Genomic DNA, 25065 nt, shown 5'->3' on the forward strand with positions numbered 1-25065 from the left:
GCTAGGATTGCGCCCAGTTCACTCTTCATTGATCACGAGTGCTTGGCATGCAACTACCGGACATGAACCTGCTGGTCGCCCTCGACGCCCTGCTCGACGAGGGCAGTGTGGTGGGCGCGGCGCGGCGGATGAACCTCAGCCCGGCCGCCATGAGCCGCACTCTTACGCGTATTCGCGAGGCCGTGGGCGACCCGATTCTGGTGCGCGCCGGTCGCGGCCTGGTACCCACGCCCAAGGCCTTGCAGTTGCAGGCCCAGGTGCGCAACGTGGTGGAGCAGGCCGCGCTGCTGTTTCGCTCGGCCGACCAGGTGGACCTGAGCACCCTGCGCCGCCGCTTCAGCGTGCGCGCCAATGACTTTTTTATCGGCGTGTATGGCGGGCGGTTGTTCGACACGATGGAACGCGTGGCGCCGTTGTGCGAGCTGTGCTTCGTACCCGAACCCGACACCGATGACGACGCGCTGCGCGAAGGGCGGCTGGATCTGCGCGTGAGTAACACCCTGCCGTCCAGCCCTGAGGTGAAGGTGCAGAACCTGTTCTCTACCAACTTCGTCGGCCTTGCCCGGGACGACCACCCGTTGTTCGATGAAGAAATCACCGCTGCGCGGTTTGCCAGTTATTCCCACATCAGTATCTCGCGCCGCGGCATCGCCCGCGGGCCGATTGATACCGCGTTGAACGCCCAGGGCCTGGAGCGCCGCGTGGCGATGATCGCGCCGGGCTTTCACGGCGCGATGTTCATGTTGCCCGATTCCGACCTGATCCTGCCGATACCCAAGGAAGCACTCTTGAGTGCCAACCGACTGAAACTGCCCCTGCGTGCCTTCGCTTTGCCGATCTCGCTGCCGACATTGGTGTTGGCCCAGTCCTGGCACCCGCGTTTCGATAAAGACCCGGCGCACAAATGGCTACGCGAAACCATGCGCGAGAGCTGCCACGCTACCTGGTTGGAAGCCCAACCGACCTGATTCCCAAGTCATACAAGATCAAAATGTGGGAGGGGGCTTGCCCCCGATGAGGGTGTGTCAGTTGATAAATGTGTCACTGACCCAACGCCATCGGGGGCAAGCCCCCTCCCACATTTGACTTCCAGTGGATTTAGGATTGCGTCTGGCGCACTTATAAACTACCGACAAGTAACTTTTTGTAATGTGTGTGCCTGATTAAACTGCTCGGGTATTTCTCATCCCGAGTTACCCGTTCATGACTTCCCTCGCTGCCCCCACCCTTGCGGCCGCAGCCAAACCCGTCGCGATGACCCCTCCGGTGTTCGGCCCGCGCATCATCATCGGCCTGGTCGGTGTGTTGCTGGCGGTGCTGGTGTCCGGTCTCAACGAGATGGTCACCAAGGTGGCCCTCGCCGATATCCGTGGTGCGCTGTACATCGGCTTTGACGAAGGCACCTGGCTGGTCGCCGCCTATACCGCCACCTCCGTGGCGGCCATGGCCTTTGCGCCCTGGTGCTCGGTGACTTTTTCCTTGCGCCGCTTCACCCTGTGCGCCATTGGCCTGTTCACCGTGCTGGGCATCCTGTGCCCGCTCGCGCCGAACTACCAAAGCCTGCTACTGCTGCGCACCGTGCAAGGCCTGGCCGGTGGGGCGTTGCCGCCGATGCTGATGACCGTGGCGCTACGGTTCCTGCCGGCCAACGTAAAACTGTATGGCCTGGCCGGCTACGCCCTCACCGCGACCTTCGGCCCGAGCCTCGGCACGCCGCTGGCGGCGCTGTGGACCGAGTACGTCGGCTGGCAGTGGGCGTTCTGGCAGATCGTCGGCCCGTGCCTGCTGGCCATGGCCGCCGTGGCCTACGGCTTGCCCCAGGACCCGCTGCGCCTGGAGCGTTTCAAGCAGTTCAACTGGCGTGGTCTGCTGCTGGGGTTCCCGGCGATCTGCATGCTGGTGATCGGCCTTCTGCAAGGCAACCGGCTGGATTGGTTCGAATCGGGGCTGATCACCTTCCTGCTGTGTGGCGGCGGCGTGTTGCTGGTGCTGTTCATGGTCAATGAATGGTCGCACCCGATGCCGTTTTTCAAGTTGCAGATGCTCGGCCTGCGCAACCTGTCGTTTGCCCTGATCGTGCTGGCGGGCGTGTTGATGGTGCTGACCTCGGTGATCATCATCCCGTCGAGTTTCCTCGCCCAGGTCCAGGGTTATCGCCCGCTGCAAACCGCACCCGTGATGTTGCTGATGGCGTTGCCGCAGTTGATCGCATTGCCGCTGGTGGCGGCGCTGTGCAACCTGCGTTGGGTCGATTGCCGCTGGGTGCTGGGGATCGGCCTGGGCATGCTGGTGCTGTGCTGTGTCGGCAGTGCGCACCTGACGTCGGAGTGGATTCGCGACGATTTCTACGGCCTGTATCTGCTGCAAATCTTCGGGCAACCCATGGCTGTGTTGCCCCTGCTGATGCTTTCCACCGGCAGCATCCAGCCGGCTGACGGGCCGTTCGCCTCGGCCTGGTTCAACACCGTCAAGGGCCTGGCTGCGGTGGTTGCCACTGGCGTGCTGGACACGCTGACCACCCAGCGCCTGCATTTCCATTCGACCATGCTGGTGGACGGCCTGGGCAACTCGCCCCTGGCCGACGGCGACGCGCCCGGCCTGGCCCACCGCCTGCACGAGCAGGCCGTGGTGCTCACCTCTTCGGACCTCTATTACGTCATGGCCGGTGTCGCGGTGGCGTTGATCCTGCTGATTTTCTGGATGCCCACGCGGATCTTTCCGCCTCGCGCGCCGACCTAGCCCCAAGGACTTCTCATGAAACGCAAAGACAAAATTGCCGTCTCCGTCATCACCGTGTTTGCCATCGGCGTGCTGGTGTACCTGGTCGCGCCGGGCATTCTGGGCAGCAAGCGCCAGAGCACTAACGACGCCTTCGTCGCGGCTGACTTCACCCTGGTTGCGCCACGCGTGGCGGGGTTTATCAAGGACGTACTGGTAGAAGACAACCAGCGCGTCAAGGCCGGGCAACTGCTGGCGCTGATTGACGACCGTGACTTCCGCGCCGCCGCCCAGGCCGCCGATGCCGATACTTTGGTGGCTCAGGCCCAGCTGAAAAACGCCACCGCGACCCTCGAGCGCCAAAGCTCGGTGATCGCCCAGGCCCAGGCCACCGTGGCGGCAGACCGTGCCGAAGTGGCTTTCGCCGAACACGAACTGAACCGCTACAACCACCTCGCCGGCGTCGGTGCGGGCACGGTGCAGAACGCCCAGCAAGCCAAGACTCGCATCGACCAGGCCACCGCGCGCCTGGCCAATGCCACGGCAGTGTTGGCGGCCGAACGTAAACAGGTCGAGATCCTCACCGCCCAGCGTGATGCCGCCGAAGGTGGGCTCAAACGCGCCCAGGCGGCGTTGGAACTGGCCAGCTATCAGTTGTCCTACACGCGCATTGTGGCGCCGGTGGATGGCATGGTCGGCGAGCGTGCGGTGCGGGTCGGTGCCTATGTGACGCCGGGCAGCAAGATCCTCGCCGTGGTGCCGCTGGCCGAGGCCTATGTGGTGGCCAATTTCCAGGAAACCCAACTGTCCCACATGCACGCCGGCCAAGCGGTGCAGGTGCGTGTCGACAGCCTCGACGGCGAGCTGCTCAACGGCCATCTGCAAAGCCTGGCGCCGGCCACCGGGGTGACGTTCGCCGCAGTGAAGCCCGATAACGCCACCGGCAACTTCACGAAGGTGGTGCAGCGCATCCCGGTGAAGATTGTGCTGGAGCCCAACCAGCCACTGACCGAGCGCCTGCGGGTCGGTATGTCGGTGGAAGCCAGCGTCGACACCCAGCCGGTCGCGCATCCACGTGAGGTGGCGCAGCAATGAGACAGTTCGCCTGGCTCACCTTGAGCCTGATCAGCCTGAGCGCCTGCACGGTCGGCCCGGATTTCCAGCGGCCGCAAGGCCCGCAGGTCACGCAATGGGCCGCACCCCAAGGGCGGCAGGCCGCCAGCCGCATTGTCACCGACCCGCTGCAAGAGCGCTGGTGGGATGTATTCCACGACGAGCAACTCTCGGCCCTCACGCGCCGTGCGCTCAGCGATAACCTCGACCTCAAACTGGCCAGCAGCCGTTTGGAGCAAAGCCGGGCGGTGCGCCAGGTGACCACCGCCGAGCGCTACCCGAGCGTCAACGCAAGCGGCGATTACGCACGCCAACGCAACAGCGGTAAAGGCTTGAGCGACCCGTCCGGCAACAACGGCCGCTCGGCGTTCAACCAGTGGGACGCGGGTTTTTCCGCCTCCTGGGAGCTGGACTTCTGGGGCCGTGTCAAACGCGAAACCGAAGCCGCCGACGCCACCCTGCAAGTGGCCGAAAACGACCGCCGCGCCGTGCTGCTGTCGGTGCTCGCCGAAACCGCCCAGGACTACATCCAGCTGCGCGGCGTGCAAAACACCCGCGCTGTTACCGAGCAAAACCTCGACGTCGCGCGCCACAGCCTCAAGCTCTCGCAACTGCGCCTGGCCGACGGCGTAGCCACCGACCTGGACGTGGCCGAAGCGGCTGCCCAGGTCGCCGCCATCGAAGCGCGCCTGCCGGATCTGCAACAGCGCCAGGACCAGTTGATCAACGCCCTGAGCCTGCTGATGGGCGAGCCGCCGCAAGCCCTGCACGCGCAACTGTCCAAGGACGCCGCCGTGCCGCAAACCCAGCGCCAGGTCGCCATCGGCTTGCCGTCGGAACTGGCCGAGCGCCGCCCGGATATCCGCCAGGCCGAAGCGCGTTTGCACGCGGCCACTGCCAGCATCGGCGTGGCCAAGGGCGATTTTTACCCGCGCATCACCTTGTCGGGCAGCCTCGGTTCCCAGGCCATGCAACTGTCGGATTTTGGCTCCTGGGGCTCGCGTGCGTTTGCCTTCGGCCCGCAATTCAGCCTGCCGCTGTTCAACGGTGGGCGCCTGCAAGGCATGTTGAATCTGCGCGAAGCCCAGCAGCAGGAAGCGGCCCTTGCCTACCAGCAAACCGTACTGCGCGCCTGGCATGAAATCGACGACCAGTTGACCCGCTACAACGCCAGCCAACTGCGCCGCGACAGCCTCGCCGAAGCCGTGCGCCAGAACCAGATCGCGCTGGCCACTGCGCAACATCAATACGTGGAAGGCGTGGTGGATTTCGTCAACGTGCTCACCGTGCAAGGCGCGCTGCTGGCCACGCAGGAGCAGTGGGTAGAGAGTTCTACCGGTGTGTCGCTGGCAATGGTGGGGTTGTATAAAGCTCTCGGAGGCGGGTGGCAATCGGTCTACCCTGAAACAGCCGCCACTCCCGCAGGCTGACACTACACCCTGTGGGAGCGGGCTTGCTCGCGAAGGCGGTGTGTCAGGCAACAGATGCTTGGCTGATTGACCGCCTTCGCGAGCAAGCCCGCTCCCACACGGGTTATTGCGTAATCACGGATTCTGCAAAAACACCACATACCCCCGAAACCATTCCCCCCCTTTCAAATACCCCGGCTCCTCCCACTCCCCACCCTGAATCAAACCAATCTTGAACGGCAGCCCCAGCCGGTTCATGCGTGGCAAGTACGCCGCGTAATCCGGAATGCTATGGCGGCCCTGGTACGTCTGCACCACCACTTCGTCCACCACGCCCTTGAGTTGGGCGATGGCGGCGGGGTCGGCGTTGCTGCTCCAGTCCATCAGGCCGGTGATGCTCAAGCGCAAGTCGGCGGGCAGGCGTTGGCGCAGGTCGCGCAGGAAGTCGGCGTATTCGTGCAGGTATTGGGTGCGGGCGTCGAAGTCGATCTGGATGCCGACCACCGGGTTGCCGGCGTCACGCCAGCGTTGTACCTGGCCGAGCATCTGCGTGTAGACCCGCTCAGGCCAGTGCAGGGTGTGGGCGCGGTACACCACCCACACTTCACCGCGGGTGATACGCGGCACGCTGATGCCCTGGGCGATCATCTGTACCCCGCGCTGTGGCGCGCGGCGGGTGGAGTTGATCTGGCCCTGGAGGATGTACAGGGTTTTGGCCTGCTTGAGCACCGGTTGTGGTGTTACGCCGCTCCACAGCCAGAACGCGTCATAGTCGCGGGCGTCGACGGCGGCGAAGGCCGGGCTCGCCAGCAAGAGCAAGCCCAGCCACAGGTGTTTCACCAGTAGTACTGCAGGGATTTGCCCCACTGGGTGTCGGCAAAACCACTTTTGAGCTGGCGGAACCAGGCTTTGCGCACGGCGGGTTCGACGTCCTGGCCACCGCAGCTGTTGTAGCCGGCGGGCGCGTAGCAGTTGATCGCGCGGAACAGGGCATAGGCCTTGTCGTTCTTCGGCGCCTTGGCGTTGGCGATCACCTGTTTGTAGCCGTCGAGGCGCGAGAAGGTTTCACCCTTGAAGCCGGATGCGGTGCTGCCCAGGCTGCCGGCGGCGCGGGCTTGCTCCAAGGGCATGCCGTCCAGGTTGTTGCGCAGGATGAACTCGCCGAAGCAGTTCAGGCCTTGCGGGTTTTTTGCGTCGTTCTGCAAGGTCGCGGCGGTTTGCCCGATGCTCGGGCAGGCGTAGCCGGATTCGGCTTTGTCGCCGTTCCACTGGAACAGTTTCAAGGCCTGGCCGCCGCTGTAGACGTAGCCCAGGCTGGTGCCCAGTTTGTCCTCAGGGGCTGTGGCGGGCAGTTGCTTGAAGTCGTCGGCGAAGGTAGCGAACTGGCTGCGCAGCAAGTCTTTATAGAGCAGCACGAATTGCGCGGTCTGGCGCTCCAGTGGGTCGCTGGCCTGGGCGATCTGCTGGCGCAGCAACTCAGGCCCGGCGACGTTGCGCAGCAGGATGTAGCGCACCTGCTTGGCGTTGATCGGCGAGTCGGCGGCGAATACCTTGGCCAACTGGCCGCTGCGTTCGTAGTTCATCGCCAGCGCCAGCTCAAGCTGGTCGCGTTGCAGCGGTTGTTTGGCGAGTGGCAGCAGTTGCAGCCACAGCGCTTCGGCGCCCTTCCAGTCTTGCTTGGCTTCCAGGGCCAGGGCGCGCAGGGTCTGCTGGCTGAAGGCGAAGTAATCCAGGCTCGACGGCACAGCCTCGGGCAGGTGCTTCAAGGCGGCGTCGGGTTGGTGCTCGACGTACAGGGCGAACGCCGCTTGCAGGTAGTCGAACAGGGCCGGGTCGTTGGCAAACACGCTTTTCTGTGCATCGAGGTCGGCGCGGGTCAGGCTGGGTGGGGTGTGGGCGCGCATCGACATCAAGTCGGTGACGAGCTGGATCATCGGGGTTGTGATGGTGCCGCGATAGATCATCAACAGCTTGAGGTCAGCCTCTTCCACCAGCTCATCCAGGCTCACGTTGCGTTCGGCGTCGGTGGCTTGCGCCAGTTGCCAGGCGTAAGCCTCGGCGAGTTTGTCGGCGTCGTCGGCCAACCAATACACCCGGCGCAGCAGCCCGCGCGCGGAGGCGGCGTACTCGCCCTGTGGATAAGTTTTCAGGTAGTTGAGAAAACCCTGTTCGGCGGCGCCCAGGGCGGCCTTGTCCACATGCTCGAGTTGCGGCATGTCGTATTGGTCGAACGCTTCGGCCTGCGCCTGGTTGAGTGACGTGCGCGCGGCCATGTACAGAGCGGTTTCCTTCAGCCAAGGCAACTCGCTGCTGCTGGCGGCGGCAAAACCGCGCTCGGCTTCACTGAAGCGACCGCTGTAGAAGTCGGCGGCCGCTTGCAGGTAGGTGCGCAGCAGGCGGCCGTTGGAGGAGTCGATCGGCTCGGCGACGACCTGGCCATCCGAGCTGCAGGTGGTGAGCAACTGCAGCCGCGCCTTGACCAGTTCATCGCGCTCGGCGGCGGGCACGTCGGCCTTGATGACCTGGCTGATAAACGCGGTGGCGCTGTCGTCGTTGTTGCTGCGGCAGCGGCTGCCTTCTCCGCTGAGGAACGCGTCACCGGCGGGCTCGGCGGAGTCACGCTGGATACCCAGGGGTTTGAGCAGGGTGTCGAGTTCGGCGGTACGCGAGTTGTCCGGCTGGTTGTCGGGCTCTGCGTTTGTCGCGGGCACAGGCGTCAGGCGATACACCGGAAATGGCACAGGGCCAAACCCTTGGGCCAGGTCGTCTTCGCTCAAGGCATTGGGCGTCAGGGCCGCAACCTTTTTGTCGGCCAGCAACAGGCGCAGGTTTACGCGACTGTCGTTACCTGGGCTGAGGAAGGGCTGGTTGCTGCAGGCGTCGAGGCTGTCACGCGAGACCCGCCAGTCGGGGTAGCACGTATCGTCGGAGCTGGCCTGGGCCTGTAGGGAAAATCCGGTGAGCAGTGCCAGTGCCAGAGGTGACAGAAAACCGATGCGCATGACGTGTCCTTGATCCTGAGTCCTTGGAGGGGCGCAATAATAGCTTGTTCCTGCTGGCGCTTAGGTGAAGCCCTACACAAAATGCTGATTTGTCCGATTCCAGAAGCGAGTCACAGGCTTTTGTCCTAGAGTGGCGGTGTTTGCACTGAGGCAGTCAGGGCAGTGGCAGGGGAATCGAAGTGCGACGGTCTGTGGTAGAGCAAAACGAAAAGGTCGAGGCGTTACCCGCCTTCAATCGCCTCACGTGGGAGGGCACCGGCTGGATCAGCCGCCTGTGGTGGGTGCCGATCCTAGCCTTGGCCATGGCCCTGCGTTTTTACCACCTGACCTCGGCGGCGATCTGGGGTGACGAAGGTTCCAGCCTGCTGCTCAGCGAATACGCCGCGACTGACCTGTGGTTTCACGCCGCCCATGATGTACACCCGCCGCTGTATTTCTTCATGCTGCGCGGCTGGATCGAACTGTTCGGCGACGGCATCTTGTCGATACGCGGCATGAGTGCCTTGCCAGGTGTTGTCGCTGTGGGCCTGGGCATCTGGCTTACGCGGCAGCTGTCCACCCGGCGCGCAGCCATACTGGCTGGGGTGTTGCTGGCGTTGCTGCCCACGGCGGTGCGCTACAGCCAGGAAGTACGCATGTACTCGCTGCTGGCCGTGTGGCTGATGGCCGCCACGCTGGCGCTGGTGTACTGGGTGCGTCAGCCCGAGCGCACGCGTTACCTGGCGGTTTATGTGCTACTGATGAGTGCCGGGTTCTACACCCATTACTTCACCGCGCTGTGCGTGCTGGTGCATTGGGCGTATCTGGGGCTGTTGAGTACGTCCCGCGCCCCCGGCCCACGGTTGATCACGCGCCCGGCATGGTGGGTGGCGAATGCCGTGATCGTGCTGTTGTACGTGCCGTGGCTGCCGAACCTGCTGGACCTGGTGCAACATGTCGATCAGCTTAAGGTAGGCGGCGATATCGGCTGGGAGGAGCCGGTCAACCTGCTGTCGTTGCCGTCGATGATCTGGCAGTTCGTATTGCAGGATGAAGGCGTTGGTTTCTGGCCGCCGCTGTTCTGGTTGTTTCCCCTGTTACTGGTTGCGGTGGTCGTGGTGACCGCCTGGCGCGATCGCGAGCGCTATCGACCGGCCAGCCTGCTGGCGCTGTTTTTTTTGCTGCCGCTGTTGCTGGTCTATGGTGTGTCGTTTATTTCCCCGGTGTTTATCGAGCGTTACCTCACGGTTTACGCCTTGGCCTTGCCGATCCTCCTGGCACTGGCCATCGACCGCTTGTCATGGTTGGGCGCGGCGTTGTTCGTGCTCTTTGTGGGCGTTGAGCTGGTAGGGCTGAAGAATAATTTCGGGGTGGATGAGCACGACCAATTCAACGTGCCGGTGGAGTTCGTCAATCGCAATTACCAGGAAGACGACCGCATCGTCCTCAGCGACATGATGTGGTACCTCAGCTACGTGTATTACGACCAAACCGACGCCCAGTTGCAGCTCTACACGCCGCCCAAGCCCGATGGCACGCCAACCCGGCCGAATGCCTACGGCTTCGGCACGCTGGTGGACCAGGATGGCGGGCGTATCTACCTCGACCATCTGTCGGCGTTGCCCGCCGACACCCGCCGTGTATGGCTGATCAGCAGCAACGAAGCGCCGGACGACTTCGCCCCGCTGCCCGAGGGCTGGCGTGAACTCAGTCGCCAGGACGGCGGCGGTGCACGGGCGCGGTTGTTTGTGTTGTGCAACGTCCCGCAACCCCAAGGCTGCCGCTAGACTCGCTTAAACCTTTGCCATCAGGAGCTCACCATGGAATCGCCCGTACACAGCCTGCCATCACTGTTCAAACAGCTTGGTCTGCCGGACGACCCGGTCAGCATTGAACAGTTCGTGGCCGCTCATTCGCCGCTCAAGCCGGAGTTGAAATTGGCCGATGCGTTTTTCTGGACGGCCAGCCAGCGCGCATTTTTGCGCGAGGAGATTCTGGAAGATGCGGATTGGGCTGAGGTGGTGGATGAGTTGAACCTGATGTTGCGGGGTGGGCGCGGGGTGTAAAAAACTTAGCCAAAACATTAAAACTTGAAAAAAACGGGTGAGGGTTGAAAAAAAACTGGGCTTTAATCGCGTAAGTGAATTTTTTCTGAGGCTGCGCGATGTCTTTGGTTGGCTATGCCTATCTTCATCGATCCCTAGGATTGAAAGCTATTGGTAGTGATCTGTCGAAGCTCGTGATGATGTGCCTGGATAACGAAGGCAAGGTGTCGAAGCACCGGCGCAAGCAGTTTCAGTACAGTGTGCCGGAGCAGGTGCTTGAGTTTATTGAGGAGGAGGTGGGGAGGGTTGTGCGCGAGGTTGGAAAACTTCCTATCGACTAAACGGAGGTGGACGACAGTGGCCAGCGTGGAGAGCTCTGCTTTACTTCCCCTAACCCCCCACCACCTATCCGCAAAATTGTTTCAAAACTTGACGCATTTGGATCCATCCACCATATTGATAGTTAGCAAACTAACTGTATGCGAACTATCCAGTGTCCCAGACTCTCGAACAACTCCAGATGAACCTCAGCAGCAGCATGGTGGTGGGCGCCCGTAACTGGCGCAAAATCTGCCAGACCACGCTGGTGAGCTATGGTATTTCCGAAGCCTGCGCCGTGCCGTTGTTGATGATCGGCCGTTTGGGCGATGGTGTGCATCAGGTCAAAGTGGCTCAGGCGTCGGGGATGGAAAGCCCGTCGTTGGTGCGCTTGCTCGACCGGCTGTGCAATGACGGCTATGTATGCCGCACCGAAGACGTCCACGACCGCCGCGCCAAGGCCTTGAGCCTCACCGAGCGTGGTCGCGACTTGGTGCAGGCGGTGGAGGGGCAACTGGTGCGCCTGCGTAAGGAAGTGCTGGCAGACATTGCGCCCACCGATATGGAAGCGGCGCTGCGTGTGCTGCGCGCTTTTGAGGCGGCGACGCTTTGAACGGATTTTTTACCGGCATGCCGCCGGCCCGTGACTGGTTTTACGGCGTGCGTACCTTCGCCGCCTCGATGATCGCCTTGTACATCGCCATGCTGATGCAAATGCCGCGTCCTTACTGGGCGATGGCCACGGTGTATATCGTCTCCAGCCCGTTCGTGGGCCCCACCAGTTCCAAGGCCCTGTACCGCGCCGTCGGCACCTTGATGGGCGCGGCGGCGGCGGTGTTTTTTGTGCCGATGTTCGTGCAGTCGCCGTACATCCTGGTGGTGGTGATCGCGCTGTGGACGGGTACCTTGCTGTTCCTCTCAATGCACCTGCGCACTGCCAACAACTACGCGCTGATGCTGGCCGGCTACACCTTGCCGCTGATCGCCTTGCCGGTGGTGGATAACCCCCTGGCGGTGTGGGATGTGGCCGAGGCGCGTACCGAAGAAATCTTCCTCGGCATCGCCGTGGCGGCGGTGGTGGGGGCGATGTTCTGGCCACGTCGGCTGATGCCGGTGTTCGACGGCTCGGTGGCCAAGTGGTTTGCCGATGCGCAGGTCTATAGCGAGCGCTTTTTGACCCGCAATGTCGAGCCTGAAGAGGTCAGCACATTACGCGGCGGCATGGTTGCCACCTTCAACACCCTGGAACTGATGATCGGCCAATTGCCCCACGAAGGCGCGCGGCCACAGACGGTGCGCAACACCAAGGAATTGCGCGGGCGCATGATCCACCTGCTGCCGGTGATCGATGCGCTGGACGACGCGGCCTATGCCATCGAACACCGTGCCCCGGAGTTTCTCGAGCGGTTCACGCCGTTGCTGGAAGAAGCCTGCGCGTGGCTGGAAAGCACCACCGAAGAGGCGCCCGTCGAACGCTGGCGCGTGCTGCGTGACAAGATCGACGCCGCCCAACCTACCGGCGACGCGCTGGATGACCGCCACACCCTGTTGTTCTCCAACGCCCTGTACCGCCTGGGTGAATGGGTCGACCTGTGGCAAGACTGCCGCAGCCTGCAAGCGGCTATCCAGTGCGAAAGCCAGGACACCTGGCGCGCCGTCTACCGCCACTGGCGCCTGGGCCGGCTCACGCCGTTCCTCGACCGTGGCTTGATGTTCTACTCGGCGTTTTCCACCGTCTCCGCGATCATTGTCGCCTCGGTGCTGTGGATCCTGCTGGGCTGGACCGACGGCGGCAGCGCGGTGATCCTCGCAGCCGTGGCCTGCAGTTTTTTCGCGACCATGGACGACCCGGCGCCGCAGATCTACCGGTTCTTTTTCTGGACCGCCATGTCGGTGCTGTTCGCCAGCCTCTACCTGTTCCTGGTGCTGCCCAACCTGCACGATTTTCCGATGCTGGTGCTGGCGTTTGCCGTGCCGTTTATCTGCATCGGTACGCTCACGGTGCAGCCGCGTTTCTACCTGGGCATGCTGTTGACGCTGGTGAACACCTCGTCGTTCATCAGCATCCAGGGCGCCTATGACGCCGACTTTTTAAACTTCGCCAACGTCAACCTGGCCGGGCCCGTAGGGTTGCTGTTCGCCTTTGTGTGGACGTTGATCGCGCGGCCCTTCGGTGCCGAGTTGGCGGCCAAGCGCCTGACTCGTTTCAGCTGGCGCGACATCGTCGGCCTCACCGAACCTGCGACCCTGGCCGAGCACCGGCACATGGCCGCACAAATGCTCGACCGCCTGATGCAGCACCTGCCGCGCCTGGCCCTCACCGGCCAGGACACCGGCATCGCCCTGCGCGATTTGCGCGTGGCGCTGAACCTGCTCGACCTACTGGCCTACTCGCCACGCATCGTCGGCGTGCCACGGGTGCTGCTGAACCAGGTGGTGGAAGGCGTGGGCGGTTACTTCAAGGCCTGCCTCAAGGCGGGTGAACGCTTGCCCGCGCCGAGCGGTCTGCTGATGACCCTCGACCGCACGCGCCGCGCCCTCAACGGCCAGGGCCTGCAGGATGCAGACGACACCCGCGTGCACTTGCTGCACGCCTTGGCCGGTTTGCGCCTGGCGCTGTTGCCCGGCGTGGAATTTATTGGCGGCACCGGGATGGAAGCGCCGCTGCCTGATGGAGCGCCTTTATGATCGGTGATCTGGATATCAGCGGGGTGTTCCTGCCCACGCTGCTGGTGCTGATGGGCATTACGTACGTGTTGTTCCTGGTGGTGCACGGGCTTTTGACCCGCCTCCACTTCTATCGCCTGGTCTGGCACCGGGCATTGTTCAATGTGGGGCTCTACGCGCTGTTGCTGGGCGCGGTGGACTCACTCAGTCGATACCTGATGACATGAAAAAACCTTTTTTGACCATCGGCCGTGTAGTCCTCACGTTGTTGATCGTGACGTTTGCGGTCGTCGTTGTGTGGCGCATGGTCATGTACTACATGTTTGCACCCTGGACCCGCGACGGGCACATCCGTGCCGACATCGTGCAGATCGCCCCGGACGTGTCCGGGCTGATCCAGCAAGTGGACGTGCGCGACAACCAGTTGGTGACCAAGGGCCAGGTGCTGTTTGCCGTCGACCAGGACCGCTTCAAGCTGGCCCTGCGCCAAGCCCAGGCCGCCGTGGCCGACCGCCAGGAAACCCTGGCCCAGGCCAGCCGCGAGTACAAGCGCAACCGTGGCCTCGGCAACCTGGTGCCCAGCGAGCAGCTGGAAGAAAGCCAGTCCCGCGTAGCCCGCGCCCAATCGGCCCTGGCCGAGGCGCAGGTGACCGTGGACGCGGCGCAATTGAACCTGGACCGCTCGGTAATCCGCAGCCCGGTGGACGGCTACGTCAACGACCGCGCGCCGCGTAATCAAGAGTTCGTCACCGCCGGGCGCCCGGTGTTGTCGGTGGTGGACAGTAATTCCTTCCACATCGACGGCTACTTCGAGGAAACCAAGCTCGACGGTATTCACGTCGGTATGGCCGTGGACATCCGCGTGATCGGCGACAACGCGCGCCTGCGCGGCCACGTGGAGAGCATCGTCGCCGGCATCGAAGACCGCGACCGCAGCAGCGGCTCCAACCTGCTGCCCAACGTTAACCCGGCGTTCAGTTGGGTGCGCCTGGCCCAGCGGATCCCGGTGCGGATTGCCTTTGATGAGGTGCCGGCGGACTTTCGCATGATCGCCGGGCGCACGGCCACGGTGTCGATCATCGGCGATAAGGTCAAAGATGGAGACAAACCATGAAGCAGCTTCTGGCAACCGCTGCGCTGGGGTTGTTGCTGTCGGCCTGCCAGGTGGTGGGGCCGGATTACAAGCTGCCGGAAAAGTCCGCCGTCAACCGAGGCGACCTGCAAGGGCAGTTGGCGGGCGAGGGCAACAACGTGGTGTCGGCGCCGGTGCCGCCCGACTGGTGGAAGCTGTACAAGGACCCGCGCCTCGATGAGTTGGTGCGCCAGGCCATGGCCTCCAACACCGACCTGCGGGTGGCTGCGGCCAACTTGCAGCGCGCGCGTTTTCAGACCGAACAGGCTGAGTCCGCCGGCGGCTGGAGCATCGGCGCCAAGGCTGAGGCCCAGCGCCTGCAGGAGTCGGGCGAAGCCTTTTTGCTGACGGAAAAAGTCCCGGTGGGCAACATCGGCGCCGCCAGTATCACCACGTCTTATCAGTTCGATCTGTTCGGCACCCTGCAGCGCGGCATCGAAAGCGCCCAGGCCAGCGCCGACGCGGCCCAGGCCGCCGCCGATATCGCCCGCATCACCCTGGTGGCCGATGTGGTGCGCTCCTACACCCAGGTCTGCGCGGCCAACGAAGAATTGGCGATTGCCAATGAGTCCCTCGACCTGCAAGCCCAGAGCACCCAATTGACTCAGCGCCTGCGTGACGCCGGGCGGGGTGATGAAACCCAGGTGACGCGCTCGCAAACCCAATACAAATCCCTGCGCGCCGACATGCCGCGCTATGAAGCGGCGCGCCAGGCCGGTTTGTTCCGCCTGTCGATGCTGCTGGCCAAGCCGCTGGAGCAACTGCCGGCCGGTACCGCCAACTGCGCCGAGCTGCCGCACATCGCCCAGTTGCTGCCGGTAGGCGACGGCGCCACGCTGCTCAAGCGTCGCCCGGATGTACGCCAGGCCGAACGCCAACTGGCCGCCGCCACCGCGCGCATCGGCGTGGCCACCGGTGCGCTGTACCCGGACATCAGCATCGGCGCGACTGTCGGCACCGTCGGCCTGCTCGAGAACCTCGGCACACCGGCCACCAACCGCTGGGGCTTTGGCCCGTTGATCAGCTGGACAGTGCCGACCAACGGCGCCCGCGCCCGGATCCACGAAGCCGAAGCCGCGACCCAGGGCGCCCTGGCGCACTTTGACGGGGTGGTGCTCAACGCCATCCGTGAAACCCAGACGGGCCTTGCGCAATACACTGCGCAATTGCAGCGCCGCGACGCCCTGGCCGACGCCGGCGAGTCGGCCAAGCAAGCCGCAGACCAGACCCACCGCTTCTTCCAGGCTGGCCGCGCGTCGTTTCTGGCCGACCTGCAAGCCACGCGCACCTACACCGATGTGCGTGCGCAACTGGCAGCGGCCAACACCCAGGTCGCCATGAGCCAGATCGACTTGTTCCTGGCCTTGGGCGGCGGCTGGGAAAGCGGACGAACGCAAGGGTCACAGGCCAGCAAACCCTGAGCGAATAGCTATGCTTTGACAGGCGGGCCGCCGTGATGGCTCGCCTGACACTGCTCGCGTTTGCTCATGGGGATTCCAATAATGAAAAACCCTTATGCTCCCGCTTTCTGGTGCGTGCTGTTCGCACTGGTGCTGTTATCGGCCGCGTATTTCTACGGCGTCATGCTGGCCCACCAACTCGACAAGGCCATGGTGTTTCTCGACAGCGCTTGCCTGGTGATCGGCACGTTGTCCATCGGCGTTGTTGCCTGGGCGTCTTATCAAAATCAACGGGTGAAGAAAAAGCTGCTGCAACAGGGCAAGACCCGCGTGGCGATCTGGGACACCAAGGTTGCGCTGCGCCGCGTCGAAACCGTGTTCGACCGCTATTTCTGGGGCAGTTACTGGCAGCCCGGGCGCACCTTTCAGGAAGTGATGGGCGACCTCACCGGTACGCCGCTGGAAAAAAGCCTCGAAGTCCTGAAAAAACAGTGCGTGTTGCTCGACCAACAGGTCGCCGAGGGTAGGCATTGGCTGAATAATGCGCGGGAATTGTCTGATGTTGCCACGCAGATGGCCCGTGAGCGCTACCAGTTGGACTTCTGCGACCCCAAGTCCGATACCCCGGGCAATGCGGTGATACACCGCGAATTCGAGGTGTTGGTGTACACCTGGACGGCGCGCTTGAAGAGTTTTGACCATCAACTCGATGAGATCGAAACGGAATACTCGTGAACCAACTGCAGACCTGACCCCTCTGAGAAAACTGGGCCGTTCGTGGCCGCCAGTGCTAATCTTCCCCCGCTTTCGGCGGGCTCGAGCCAACCCTTCGGGGTTCAAGGAAGACAGCCCACTTCTCACAGGATTTGATCAGGTCACTTCATGAATAAGCCAGCAGTTGTTCTTTTGGGTTTTGTTGTCGCCGTTGGCGTCGTCAGTGCAGGCGGCGCCTGGTACACCGGTAAGCAACTGGAGCCTGTGCTGCAAACGGCAGTCCAGGACGCCAACAAGGAACTGCAACGCTCCATGGCCGGCGTCGACGGCACCGTCGCCCTCGAGCTGGTATCCCTGGACCGTGGCTTGTTCAGCAGCACCGCGCACTACCGCCTCAAGGCACAAGGTTCGTTCTTTGGCGAACAGAACCCTAACCCCGAGTTGCTGTTTGTCGACCATATCGAACACGGCCCGCTGCCGTTCTCGCGTTTGGTATCGCTGAAATGGCTGCCGGTCATGGCCACCAGTCACTATGCGCTGGAAAAGAACCCCACCACCGAAAAATGGTTTGCCGCCGCCAAAGACGTGTCGCCGCTCAAAGGCGTGGCCAATATCGGCTACAACCGCTCGGTCAGCGGCAATGTCGAGTTGCTGCCCCTGGAGTACAAGGACGACACGTCCACGGCGAGCTTCTCCGGCGCCAACCTGGACTTCGACAGCAGCGCCGAGGGCAAGAAGGTCAAGGCCGACGGCTACATGAACAGCCTCAAAATCAACGTGGTCGACGCCAATGGCCAGCCATTCGCCGCTGAGTTTGCCGGCTTTACCGTGGCCAGCAACCTCGAGAAGTCGACGTTCGGCTTCTACACCGGGCAGAACACCGTTGAGTTGAGCGACGCCAAGTTCATCTACGGCCCGCAGAAAGCGGTGGTGACGCTCAAGGGCTTCGAGCAGAAAGACACCAGCGAAGTCAAAGAAAACAACATGGATGGCCGCGTCGATTACAAGATCGACGAGATCGGTTACCAGGGCAAACCAGTGGGCTCCGCCGCCATGGCCGTGAGCGTGAAGAACATTGATGTGCCCTCGGGGCTGGTCCTGACCAAGCTGTACCAGGACAAGATGCAGCCGGTGCAAGCCGCTGCCGCCGCTGGCCAACCGGTACCGGAGCTGCAACTGAGCGAAGCCGAACAAACCTTGGCCGACGCCAACGTCAACCAGTTGCTGGCCGCCAAGCCGCACCTGGCGCTGGAAAACCTGTCGCTGAAAACCGCCCACGGCGAAAGCAAATTCAACCTGGTGCTGGACCTGGCCAAGCCTGCGTCGATGGAACTGCCGCCGGTTGAGCTGGGCAAGCAGATGGTGGCGCTGCTGGATGCCAACCTGGTGCTGTCCAAGCCAATGATCGCCGACGTTGCCGCCCTGCAGGCGCAGGCAGGTGGTGTGACCGATCCTAAGGCCATCGAGCAGCAATCCCAGATGGCCAGCGAGATGGTCAGCGGCATGGCCGTGGGTACGCAGTTGGCGACCCTAGTGGGCAGCGATGTGGTGTCCAAGCTCCACTACGCCAACAATGAAGTGACCTTCAACGGCCAGAAGATGACCGTTGAACAATTCATCGGCTTTGTCATGGCTAAAGTGGGTGCGGTCAGCGGCGCGCAGTAAGATTTCAGCAGCGCCGAAAAAAATCATGGGGGAGCGGGGTTGCCCGCGATAAGGGTCAAACGGCCGGCGCACGCGCGGGCCGGCAGGCCATTATCGCAGGCAAGTGCGCTCCCCCATTCGCATTTCAGATTCTCGTGCAATTCTGAACAATTGTTCCGGGTTGTACTTTTTCACATGCGCGTCGGGGATAGTTCCTACAGGAAAGCTAGGCCGGGTCATTAGACGTCGGCACCCTGAAGCAAATCGCTCAGGACCACCTATCGTTACAGCTTTCCGTGTGTAAGGAAGCTCACGATATGTTGCGAAACCTCCCACTCAGTGCGTCAGGCCGGTTGCGACTGCTCGTCGGGGTCGCCTTGTGCAGCCAATTGCTGATGCCCACCTTCGCCATGGCCGACCCGGCCTATGACGCCCTGATCATTCAGGCGCGCAACGGCAACTTCAGCCCCGCGCTCACCCAATTGCGCCAATTGCCCGCCGAGCGCCAGACGCCCGGTCAAATCAGCGACCACCTGGTGATCGCCGGTTGGGCCGGCCAGGACGCCGAAGTGCTGAAGGTGTATGAGGCCCAGGGCACGCACCGCGACTTGACCTCCCAGGCGTTGGCCACCGTCGCGCGTACGTATCGCAACCAGAAACAGTGGGCGCAGGCCGAGGCGGTCTATCGCCGCGCGCTGCTGCGTGAGCCGAACAATGTCGACCTGCAACTGGGCCTGGCCCTCACCCAGGCCGACGGCGGCAAAGCCAACGAAGCCGTGCAACGCACCCGCGCGCTGGTGGCGGCCAAGCCCGATGACCCCAACCGGCGCATGGCCCTGGGCTACGCGCTGACCCGCGCCGGCTTGAACTACGACGCGCTGTTTGAATTCGACCAGGCGTTTATCCGTGCCGGCGACAAACCCGAAGTCGCCCGCGAATACATTGTCGCCCTGCAAAAAGCCCGGCTGCCGGAGGCCGCCTTGCGCCTGTCGGCCAAGCGCCCGGGCCTGGTGGACGCGGTGACCCAGCGCCGCCTGGAAGGCGACCTCGCTGCCGAGCGCGTGCGCATGGCCGAGTTCGCCACGCGCACCGAGCAAGAGCGCTACGTGATCGCCGACCGCGCCCTGCAGGACTACGACAGATTGCTCGCCCGCTGGACCCCCGACGCCACCGCCCACGACGACGTGGTGGGCTGGCGCATCGACCGCCTGGGCGCGCTCAAGGCGCGGGCGCGTACCGCCGAGGTGATCCGCGAGTACGAAACCCTCAAGGGCGAAGGCGTGCAACTGCCCACCTACGCCGTGCGCTGGGTGGCCGCCGCTTACCTCGACCAACGCCAGCCGGAGAAGGCCGAGCCGCTGTATCGCCAAGCCATCACCGCCCCGGACGCCGACCCGGCCGACCATGTAGAAGACAGCACCGCGCTGTTCTATGCCTTGCTCGAAAGCGACAAAGTCGCGCAGGCCCGGGAGGTCGCCAGCAACCTGGCCAACAGCCAGAACCCGCGGGTGGAACTCAAGGGGCTGCCGATCGGCAACCCCAACGACAGCTGGATGGACGCGCAACAACTGTCGGCCCAGGCCGGCACGTACGGCGGCGACCTGGCGGGCAGCGAGGCCGGCTTGGAAGCACTGGTGGCAAAAGCCCCGGGCAACGTCGGCCTGCGCCTGGCGCAGGCCGATATGTACCGCGCCCGCGATCTGCCACGGCGCGCCGAAGGCCTGCTCAAGGAAACCGAAGCTCAGGCCCCGCGCGATATCGGCCTGGAAGTGAGCCAGGCCTATACCGCCCTGGACCTGCAGGAGTGGCGCCAACTCGACGTGCTCACCGATGACGTGGTGGCGCGCAACCCCGATAACCGCCAAGTGCAGCGCCTCAGCCGCCTGCGCGATGTGCATGACATGGCCGAGCTGCGCGTCGAGGCCTACACCGGCAAAAGCTTCGGCGGCGGTAACAACAGCGATGCGGGGGCGGTTTCGGGCAGTCGTGACTGGGGCATCGAAAGCCGTTTGTACACGCCGCCCATCGACGAAGACTGGCGCCTGTTCGCCGGTGCCGGTTATGCCCGTGCCGATTTCGAAGAGGGTACCGGCCAGCACCGTTGGCAGGTTGTCGGCGTGGAGCGGCGTACCCGCGACATGACCATCGAAGCGGAGGTGTCCAACCATTCCTACGGCGATGGCACCAAGCAAGGTGCCGCCGTGTCGATTGCCCGCGACATCAACGATAACTGGCAATACGGCGGCAGCCTCGGCTACCTGCTCAGCACCACGCCGCTGCGGGCGCTCAATGATGGTGTCACGGCTAACGGCGGCAGCGGCTTTATCCGCTGGCGCGCGAATGAAAGCCGCGAGTGGAAACTGACCCTCAGCCCCTCCCATTTCAGCGACGGCAACGACCGCTTCGAAGCCTTGCTCAGCGGCCGCGAGGGCCTCTACAGCTCGCCGGGCGTGCAGGTCGACCTGGGCCTGGAAGTCGGCGCGAGCAAAAACAGCAAGGAAGACACGGTGTACTTCAACCCCAAGTCGGACTTCACCGTGTTGCCCGTCATCAACATCAACCACGTGCTTTATCACCGCTACGAAACCCAGTGGAGTCAGCAGTTCCAAATCGGCGCCGGTACCTATACGCAGCAGGATTACTCCACCGGCGGCATCGGCTTGATCGGTTATGGCCAACGCTATCGCTGGAACGACGTGCTGGATGCCGGGGCCAACCTGAGCCTGATCAGCCGACCTTACGACGGTGATCGCGAACGCGATCTGCGCCTGCTCGTCGACCTCACTTACCGTTTCTAGAAGAGCCTGACCATGACCGTCCTCAGCCGTTGCTTGTTGGTCCTGGGTGTATTGCTGGCCAGTGCCTGCGCCCAGCAACCCGCGCCATTCACTCCACCCGCCGAGCGGCCGACCCCGGCCAACGAAGCGCCGTGGCCGAAAAACCACTTCCTGGGCATCGCCTATCACGACGTCGAGGATCGCGACCCCGACCAGGCCGTGGTGGCTGTGCGCACCGAGCGTCTGATCGAGCAACTGGCCTGGCTGCGCGAAAACGGCTACCAGGCGGTCAGCGTCGACCAGATCCTGGCCGCGCGCCGTGGCGGCCCGCCGTTGCCGCCCAAAGCCATCATGCTCAGCTTCGATGACGGCTATTCGAGCTTCTACACCCGAGTAATGCCGATTTTGCGTGCCTACCACTGGCCGGCCGTGCTGGCGCCGGTGGGCTACTGGATCGATACGCCACTGAACAAGCCGGTGGATTTTGCCGGCTCGCCACGGCCGCGCGGTGAATTCCTCACCTGGCAGCAGATTCGTGAAGTGTCGCAGTCGGGCCTGGTGGAAATCGCCGCGCACACCGATGCCAGCCACACCGGGATCCTCGCCAACCCCCAGGGCAACCTGGAGCCGGCGGCGACCTCCTTGCGCTATGACCCGGCCACGGGGCGCTATGAAACCGAAGCGCAGTTCCAGGCGCGGATGCGTGCGGATGTCACGGCAATCACGCAAAAAATCCAGAGCGTGACCGGCAAGAAACCACGGGTATGGGTGTGGCCTTACGGCGCTGCCAAAGGCACCTCGCTGGCGATCGTCGGTGAGCAGGGCTACCAGATGGCGCTGACCCTGGAAGACGGCCTCGACAGCTCCGAAAACCTGATGAACAGCCCGCGCTTCCTGGTGGCGTCCGACCCGGATGGCGAGCACTTCGCCAACAGCATGGTCGCGGTGCAAACCCCGGCGCCGCTGCGAGTGCTGCATGTGGACCTGGACAACGTCTACGACCCGGACCCGGCCCAGCAGGCGCGCAACCTCGACCAGCTGGTGCAACGAGTGGTCGACATGGGCGCGGGTACCGTGTTCCTGCAAGCCTTCGCCGACCCCAAGGGTGACGGCCTGGTGCATGAACTGTACTTCCCCAACCGCCACCTGCCGGTGCGTGCCGACTTGTTCAACCGCGTCTCCTGGCAGTTGCACACCCGTGCCCATGCTGCGGTGTATGCCTGGATGCCGGTGCTGAGTTTCGCCCTCGATTCCAAGCTGCCGCGCGTGACCCGTTGGGACCCGGAAACCGGCAAGGTCGGCACCGACCCTGACCAGTACAAACGCCTGTCGCCGTTCGACCCGCAGGTGCGCAAGATCATCGGTGAGATCTATGAGGACCTGGCGCGCAACAATGCCATCGACGGCGTGCTGTACCACGACGACGCGGTGCTCTCGGACTTCGAAGACGCCAGCCCCGCCGCGCTCAAGGCTTACGCCGCCAACGGCCTGCCGAACAGCATCGAGGCCCTGCGTGCCGACCCGGCGGTGATGCAGCGCTGGACGCGCTTCAAGAGCCGCTACCTGATCGACTTCACCAACGAGCTGACCACCAAGGTCCGCGCCATCGGTGGGCCGCAGGTGCAGACCGCGCGCAATATCTTCGCCGAGCCGATGCTTAACCCGGCCAGCGAAGCCTGGTTCGCGCAGAACCTCGATGACTTCCTCCAGGCCTATGACTGGACCGCGCCCATGGCCATGCCATTGATGGAAGGCCAGGAGTACAGCACCTCGAATGCCTGGCTGGAGAAACTGGTGGCCGCGGTCAAGGCGCGCCCCGGCGCAATGGGGCGCACCGTTTTCGAACTGCAAGCCAAAGATTGGCGCACCAAGGCCGCGCCGGATATCGACGCCAAGCAAATGGCTGAATGGATGGGTGTGCTCAAGCGCCAGGGGGTCACGAGTTTTGGTTACTACCCGGACAACTTCCTGGAAAATTCCCCGGACCTGAAGACTGTGCGTCCGGCCCTTTCCAACCAATGGAATCCTTGACCATGTTCGACAGAATCCTGGCTTTATTTGTGTTGGCTCTGGTCTTGGGCGTGCCCCTGGGCCTGATCTTCCTGGTCACCGGGCAGTTCCTGATGGACTTCGTGTTCTTCTACCCGTTGTTCATGTCGGCGCTGTGGATCTCCGGCGGCCTGTACTTCTGGCTGCACTGGGAGCGCCACTGGCCGTGGAAAGAGGACACGCCGGCGCCGACCCTGGCCGGCAACCCGCTGATCTCGATCATCATCCCTTGCTACAACGAGGGCGATAACGCCGCCGATACCATCCATGCGGCGCTGGACCAGCTGTACCCGAACATCGAAGTGATCGCGGTCAATGACGGCTCCAAAGACAATACCGCCGCAGTCCTCGATGCCCTGGCCCTGGAATACCCGCGCCTGCGCGTGCTGCACCTGGCACAGAACCAGGGCAAGGCCGTGGCCCTGCGCATGGGTGCCGTGGCCGCACGCAGTGAATACCTGGTGTGCATCGACGGCGACGCGTTGCTCGACAAGAATGCGGCGGCCTATATGGTCGCGCCGATGCTCGACAACCCGCGCCTGGGTGCCGTCACCGGCAACCCGCGCATTCGCACACGCTCGACCTTGATCGGGCGCGTGCAGGTGGGTGAGTTCTCGTCGATCATCGGCTTGATCAAGCGTACGCAACGGGTGTTCGGGCGGATCTTCACGGTGTCGGGTGTGGTGGTAGCGTTTCGCAAGAAGGCGCTGGACCGCATCGACTACTGGAGCACCGACATGATCACCGAGGACATCGATGTCAGTTGGAAGCTGCAACTCGATCACTGGAGCATCTTCTACGAGCCCCGCGCGTTGTGCTGGATCCTGATGCCGGAAACCGTCGGCGGCCTGTGGAAGCAGCGCCTGCGCTGGGCCCAGGGTGGCGCCGAAGTGCTATTCAAGAACATCCGTGGCATTTGGCAATGGCGCCATCGCTACCTGTGGCCGCTGCTGTTCGAATACTGCCTGTCCACCGGTTGGGCCTTTACCTTCCTGCTGTCGGTGATCTTCTGGGGCCTGGGCAAATTCATGGTGCTGCCGCAGGCGATTGCCGTGGACTCCCTGGTGCCGCCGGCGTTTACCGGGCTGGTGCTGGCGATGGTGTGTCTGGTGCAGTTTGCGGTGAGCATCCTGATCGATCGCCGCTACGAGAAAGACCTGTGGAAAACCCTGTTCTGGACCGTGTGGTACCCGATGGTGTTCTGGCTGGTGAGCCTGTTCACCACGCTGGTCAGTTTTCCCAAGGTGCTGTTCAACCAGCACCAGAAGCGCGCGCGCTGGGTCAGCCCGGATCGCGGTATCAAACCTGTTGAAGAGGAGGCGTGACCATGAAACTGGTCAGAACCCGCCAACGTTCCGTGATGTGGATCATCGATGTGCTGCTGACCTTGATGGCCTGGGCTGGGTTGGTCTGGCTGTTGGCTCGCGGGATTACCTCGATGCTGGAAACCCACGGTGGCCCGCGTATCGAAGCGCCGATCTTTGCGGCGCTCAACACGCTGCAGATCTACCTATGGATTGCCTTGTTCAACGCCGTGATCCTGATCACCTGGGCGCGCTACCAGCAGCGGCGCGGCCGCAAGTTTGCCCAGCGGCGCGCGGAGGCCAAGGCACTCAGCGACAAAAACCTCAGCGAGAGCTTCAGCCTGGCCGAGGGCGACCTGGAGCAATTGCGCAGGCCAGGCGTGCTGGTTATTCACAATGACGAGGAGGGCGGCGTGTCGGAAGTGAAGTCCCATGTCTCGCGTGATGTGGAGAAGCCAGGGCTGAGCCTGGTGCCTGGCCAGGATCGCGACAAAGACGCGAGCTAAGGGTGTAAACCCAATCCAATGTGGGAGGGGGTTTGCCCCCGATTGCGGTGTGTCAGCCGGGTATTCATTAGCTGACCCACCGCCATCGGGGGCAAGCCCCCTCCCACATTGGTTTTGCATGCTGCGCCATAAGGTGAATGCCCATAAATGCGATCTAATTCACAAAACCCCCGCGAACTTATCGGACTTTTCGGGTACTAACTTATCTCGGTTAGAACTTGATGGCCAACTAGTGGCAACTTCTAAGTCATCCGACGAACCGCTATCAAAACAGCTGCCGCTTGTCGG

General features: G+C 63.2%; 19 protein-coding genes and 1 pseudogene. 18 read left to right on the plus strand and 2 right to left on the minus strand.

Going from position 1 to position 25065, the window contains the following annotated elements; genetic code table 11:
* Nucleotides 1-47 precede the first annotated feature (47 nt).
* The 4 genes from CXQ82_RS00785 to CXQ82_RS00800 all read left to right on the plus strand — a co-directional run bounded on the left by CXQ82_RS00785 (nucleotide 48) and on the right by CXQ82_RS00800 (nucleotide 5261).
* Complete coding sequence (locus CXQ82_RS00785; protein ID WP_101265261.1) at nucleotides 48-968, plus strand: LysR family transcriptional regulator; 921 nt, start codon at nucleotides 48-50, stop codon at nucleotides 966-968.
* Nucleotides 969-1203: 235 nt separating this feature from the next.
* Nucleotides 1204-2739, plus strand: a complete 1536-nt coding sequence (locus tag CXQ82_RS00790) for an MFS transporter (protein ID WP_101265263.1) — start codon at nucleotides 1204-1206, stop codon at nucleotides 2737-2739.
* A 15-nt stretch (nucleotides 2740-2754) separates the two neighbouring features.
* Nucleotides 2755-3813, plus strand: a complete 1059-nt coding sequence (locus CXQ82_RS00795; protein ID WP_101265265.1) for an HlyD family secretion protein — start codon at nucleotides 2755-2757, stop codon at nucleotides 3811-3813.
* Entirely contained in the window at nucleotides 3810-5261 is a 1452-nt protein-coding gene (locus CXQ82_RS00800) for an efflux transporter outer membrane subunit (protein WP_101265267.1), read from the plus strand. Before CXQ82_RS00795 ends, CXQ82_RS00800 begins: the two co-directional genes overlap by 4 nt.
* 114 nt (nucleotides 5262-5375) lie before the next feature.
* Here the strand turns inward: CXQ82_RS00800 and CXQ82_RS00805 are convergent, their stop codons facing one another.
* Nucleotides 5376-6080 carry a DUF3142 domain-containing protein gene (locus CXQ82_RS00805; protein WP_101265269.1) on the minus strand — a complete coding sequence of 235 codons (705 nt, stop codon included), beginning with the start codon at nucleotides 6078-6080 and terminating at the stop codon, nucleotides 5376-5378.
* Complete coding sequence (locus tag CXQ82_RS00810) at nucleotides 6077-8242, minus strand: outer membrane assembly lipoprotein YfiO (protein WP_101265271.1); 2166 nt, start codon at nucleotides 8240-8242, stop codon at nucleotides 6077-6079. Before CXQ82_RS00810 ends, CXQ82_RS00805 begins: the two co-directional genes overlap by 4 nt.
* Before the next feature lie 179 nt (nucleotides 8243-8421).
* Here CXQ82_RS00810 and CXQ82_RS00815 point away from each other — a divergent pair, with 179 nt between their 5' ends.
* The 14 genes and pseudogenes from CXQ82_RS00815 (at nucleotide 8422) to pgaD (ending at nucleotide 24777) form a co-directional block, all read left to right on the plus strand.
* Nucleotides 8422-10008 carry a glycosyltransferase family 39 protein gene (locus CXQ82_RS00815; protein WP_101265273.1) on the plus strand — a complete coding sequence of 529 codons (1587 nt, stop codon included), beginning with the start codon at nucleotides 8422-8424 and terminating at the stop codon, nucleotides 10006-10008.
* A gap of 33 nt (nucleotides 10009-10041) precedes the next feature.
* Complete coding sequence (locus CXQ82_RS00820) at nucleotides 10042-10287, plus strand: DUF2789 domain-containing protein (protein ID WP_101265275.1); 246 nt, start codon at nucleotides 10042-10044, stop codon at nucleotides 10285-10287.
* A 152-nt stretch (nucleotides 10288-10439) separates the two neighbouring features.
* A pseudogene (locus CXQ82_RS00825) lies at nucleotides 10440-10607 on the plus strand (cell filamentation protein Fic); the annotation flags it as partial.
* Nucleotides 10608-10786: 179 nt separating this feature from the next.
* Entirely contained in the window at nucleotides 10787-11197 is a 411-nt protein-coding gene (locus CXQ82_RS00830; RefSeq protein WP_101265277.1) for a MarR family winged helix-turn-helix transcriptional regulator, read from the plus strand.
* The gene (locus CXQ82_RS00835) at nucleotides 11194-13272 is read left to right on the plus strand and encodes an FUSC family protein (RefSeq protein WP_101265279.1); all 2079 of its coding nucleotides are present in this window, start codon (nucleotides 11194-11196) and stop codon (nucleotides 13270-13272) included. Before CXQ82_RS00830 ends, CXQ82_RS00835 begins: the two co-directional genes overlap by 4 nt.
* Nucleotides 13269-13478 (plus strand): DUF1656 domain-containing protein, encoded by a 210-nt coding sequence (locus CXQ82_RS00840; RefSeq protein ID WP_010214247.1) that lies wholly within the window; start codon nucleotides 13269-13271, stop codon nucleotides 13476-13478. The genes CXQ82_RS00835 and CXQ82_RS00840 overlap by 4 nt, the downstream gene beginning before the upstream one ends.
* The gene (locus tag CXQ82_RS00845; protein WP_101265281.1) at nucleotides 13475-14365 is read left to right on the plus strand and encodes an efflux RND transporter periplasmic adaptor subunit; all 891 of its coding nucleotides are present in this window, start codon (nucleotides 13475-13477) and stop codon (nucleotides 14363-14365) included. Before CXQ82_RS00840 ends, CXQ82_RS00845 begins: the two co-directional genes overlap by 4 nt.
* Entirely contained in the window at nucleotides 14362-15804 is a 1443-nt protein-coding gene (locus CXQ82_RS00850; RefSeq protein WP_101265283.1) for an efflux transporter outer membrane subunit, read from the plus strand. Before CXQ82_RS00845 ends, CXQ82_RS00850 begins: the two co-directional genes overlap by 4 nt.
* An 81-nt stretch (nucleotides 15805-15885) precedes the next feature.
* Entirely contained in the window at nucleotides 15886-16518 is a 633-nt protein-coding gene (locus tag CXQ82_RS00855) for an NADH:ubiquinone oxidoreductase subunit N (RefSeq protein ID WP_101265285.1), read from the plus strand.
* A gap of 147 nt (nucleotides 16519-16665) precedes the next feature.
* Nucleotides 16666-18162, plus strand: a complete 1497-nt coding sequence (locus CXQ82_RS00860; protein ID WP_101265287.1) for a YdgA family protein — start codon at nucleotides 16666-16668, stop codon at nucleotides 18160-18162.
* Nucleotides 18163-18458: 296 nt separating this feature from the next.
* On the plus strand, nucleotides 18459-20939 hold the full coding sequence (gene pgaA, locus CXQ82_RS00865; protein ID WP_101265289.1) for a poly-beta-1,6 N-acetyl-D-glucosamine export porin PgaA: 2481 nt from the start codon (nucleotides 18459-18461) through the stop codon (nucleotides 20937-20939).
* A gap of 12 nt (nucleotides 20940-20951) precedes the next feature.
* Nucleotides 20952-22949 carry a poly-beta-1,6-N-acetyl-D-glucosamine N-deacetylase PgaB gene (gene pgaB / locus CXQ82_RS00870; RefSeq protein ID WP_101265291.1) on the plus strand — a complete coding sequence of 666 codons (1998 nt, stop codon included), beginning with the start codon at nucleotides 20952-20954 and terminating at the stop codon, nucleotides 22947-22949.
* 2 nt (nucleotides 22950-22951) lie between these two features.
* Nucleotides 22952-24292 carry a poly-beta-1,6-N-acetyl-D-glucosamine synthase gene (pgaC, locus tag CXQ82_RS00875; protein WP_101265294.1) on the plus strand — a complete coding sequence of 447 codons (1341 nt, stop codon included), beginning with the start codon at nucleotides 22952-22954 and terminating at the stop codon, nucleotides 24290-24292.
* 2 nt (nucleotides 24293-24294) lie between these two features.
* Complete coding sequence (pgaD, locus tag CXQ82_RS00880; RefSeq protein WP_101265296.1) at nucleotides 24295-24777, plus strand: poly-beta-1,6-N-acetyl-D-glucosamine biosynthesis protein PgaD; 483 nt, start codon at nucleotides 24295-24297, stop codon at nucleotides 24775-24777.
* Nucleotides 24778-25065 lie beyond the last annotated feature (288 nt).

Source organism: Pseudomonas sp. S09G 359, from assembly GCF_002843605.1.
GTDB lineage: Bacteria > Pseudomonadota > Gammaproteobacteria > Pseudomonadales > Pseudomonadaceae > Aquipseudomonas.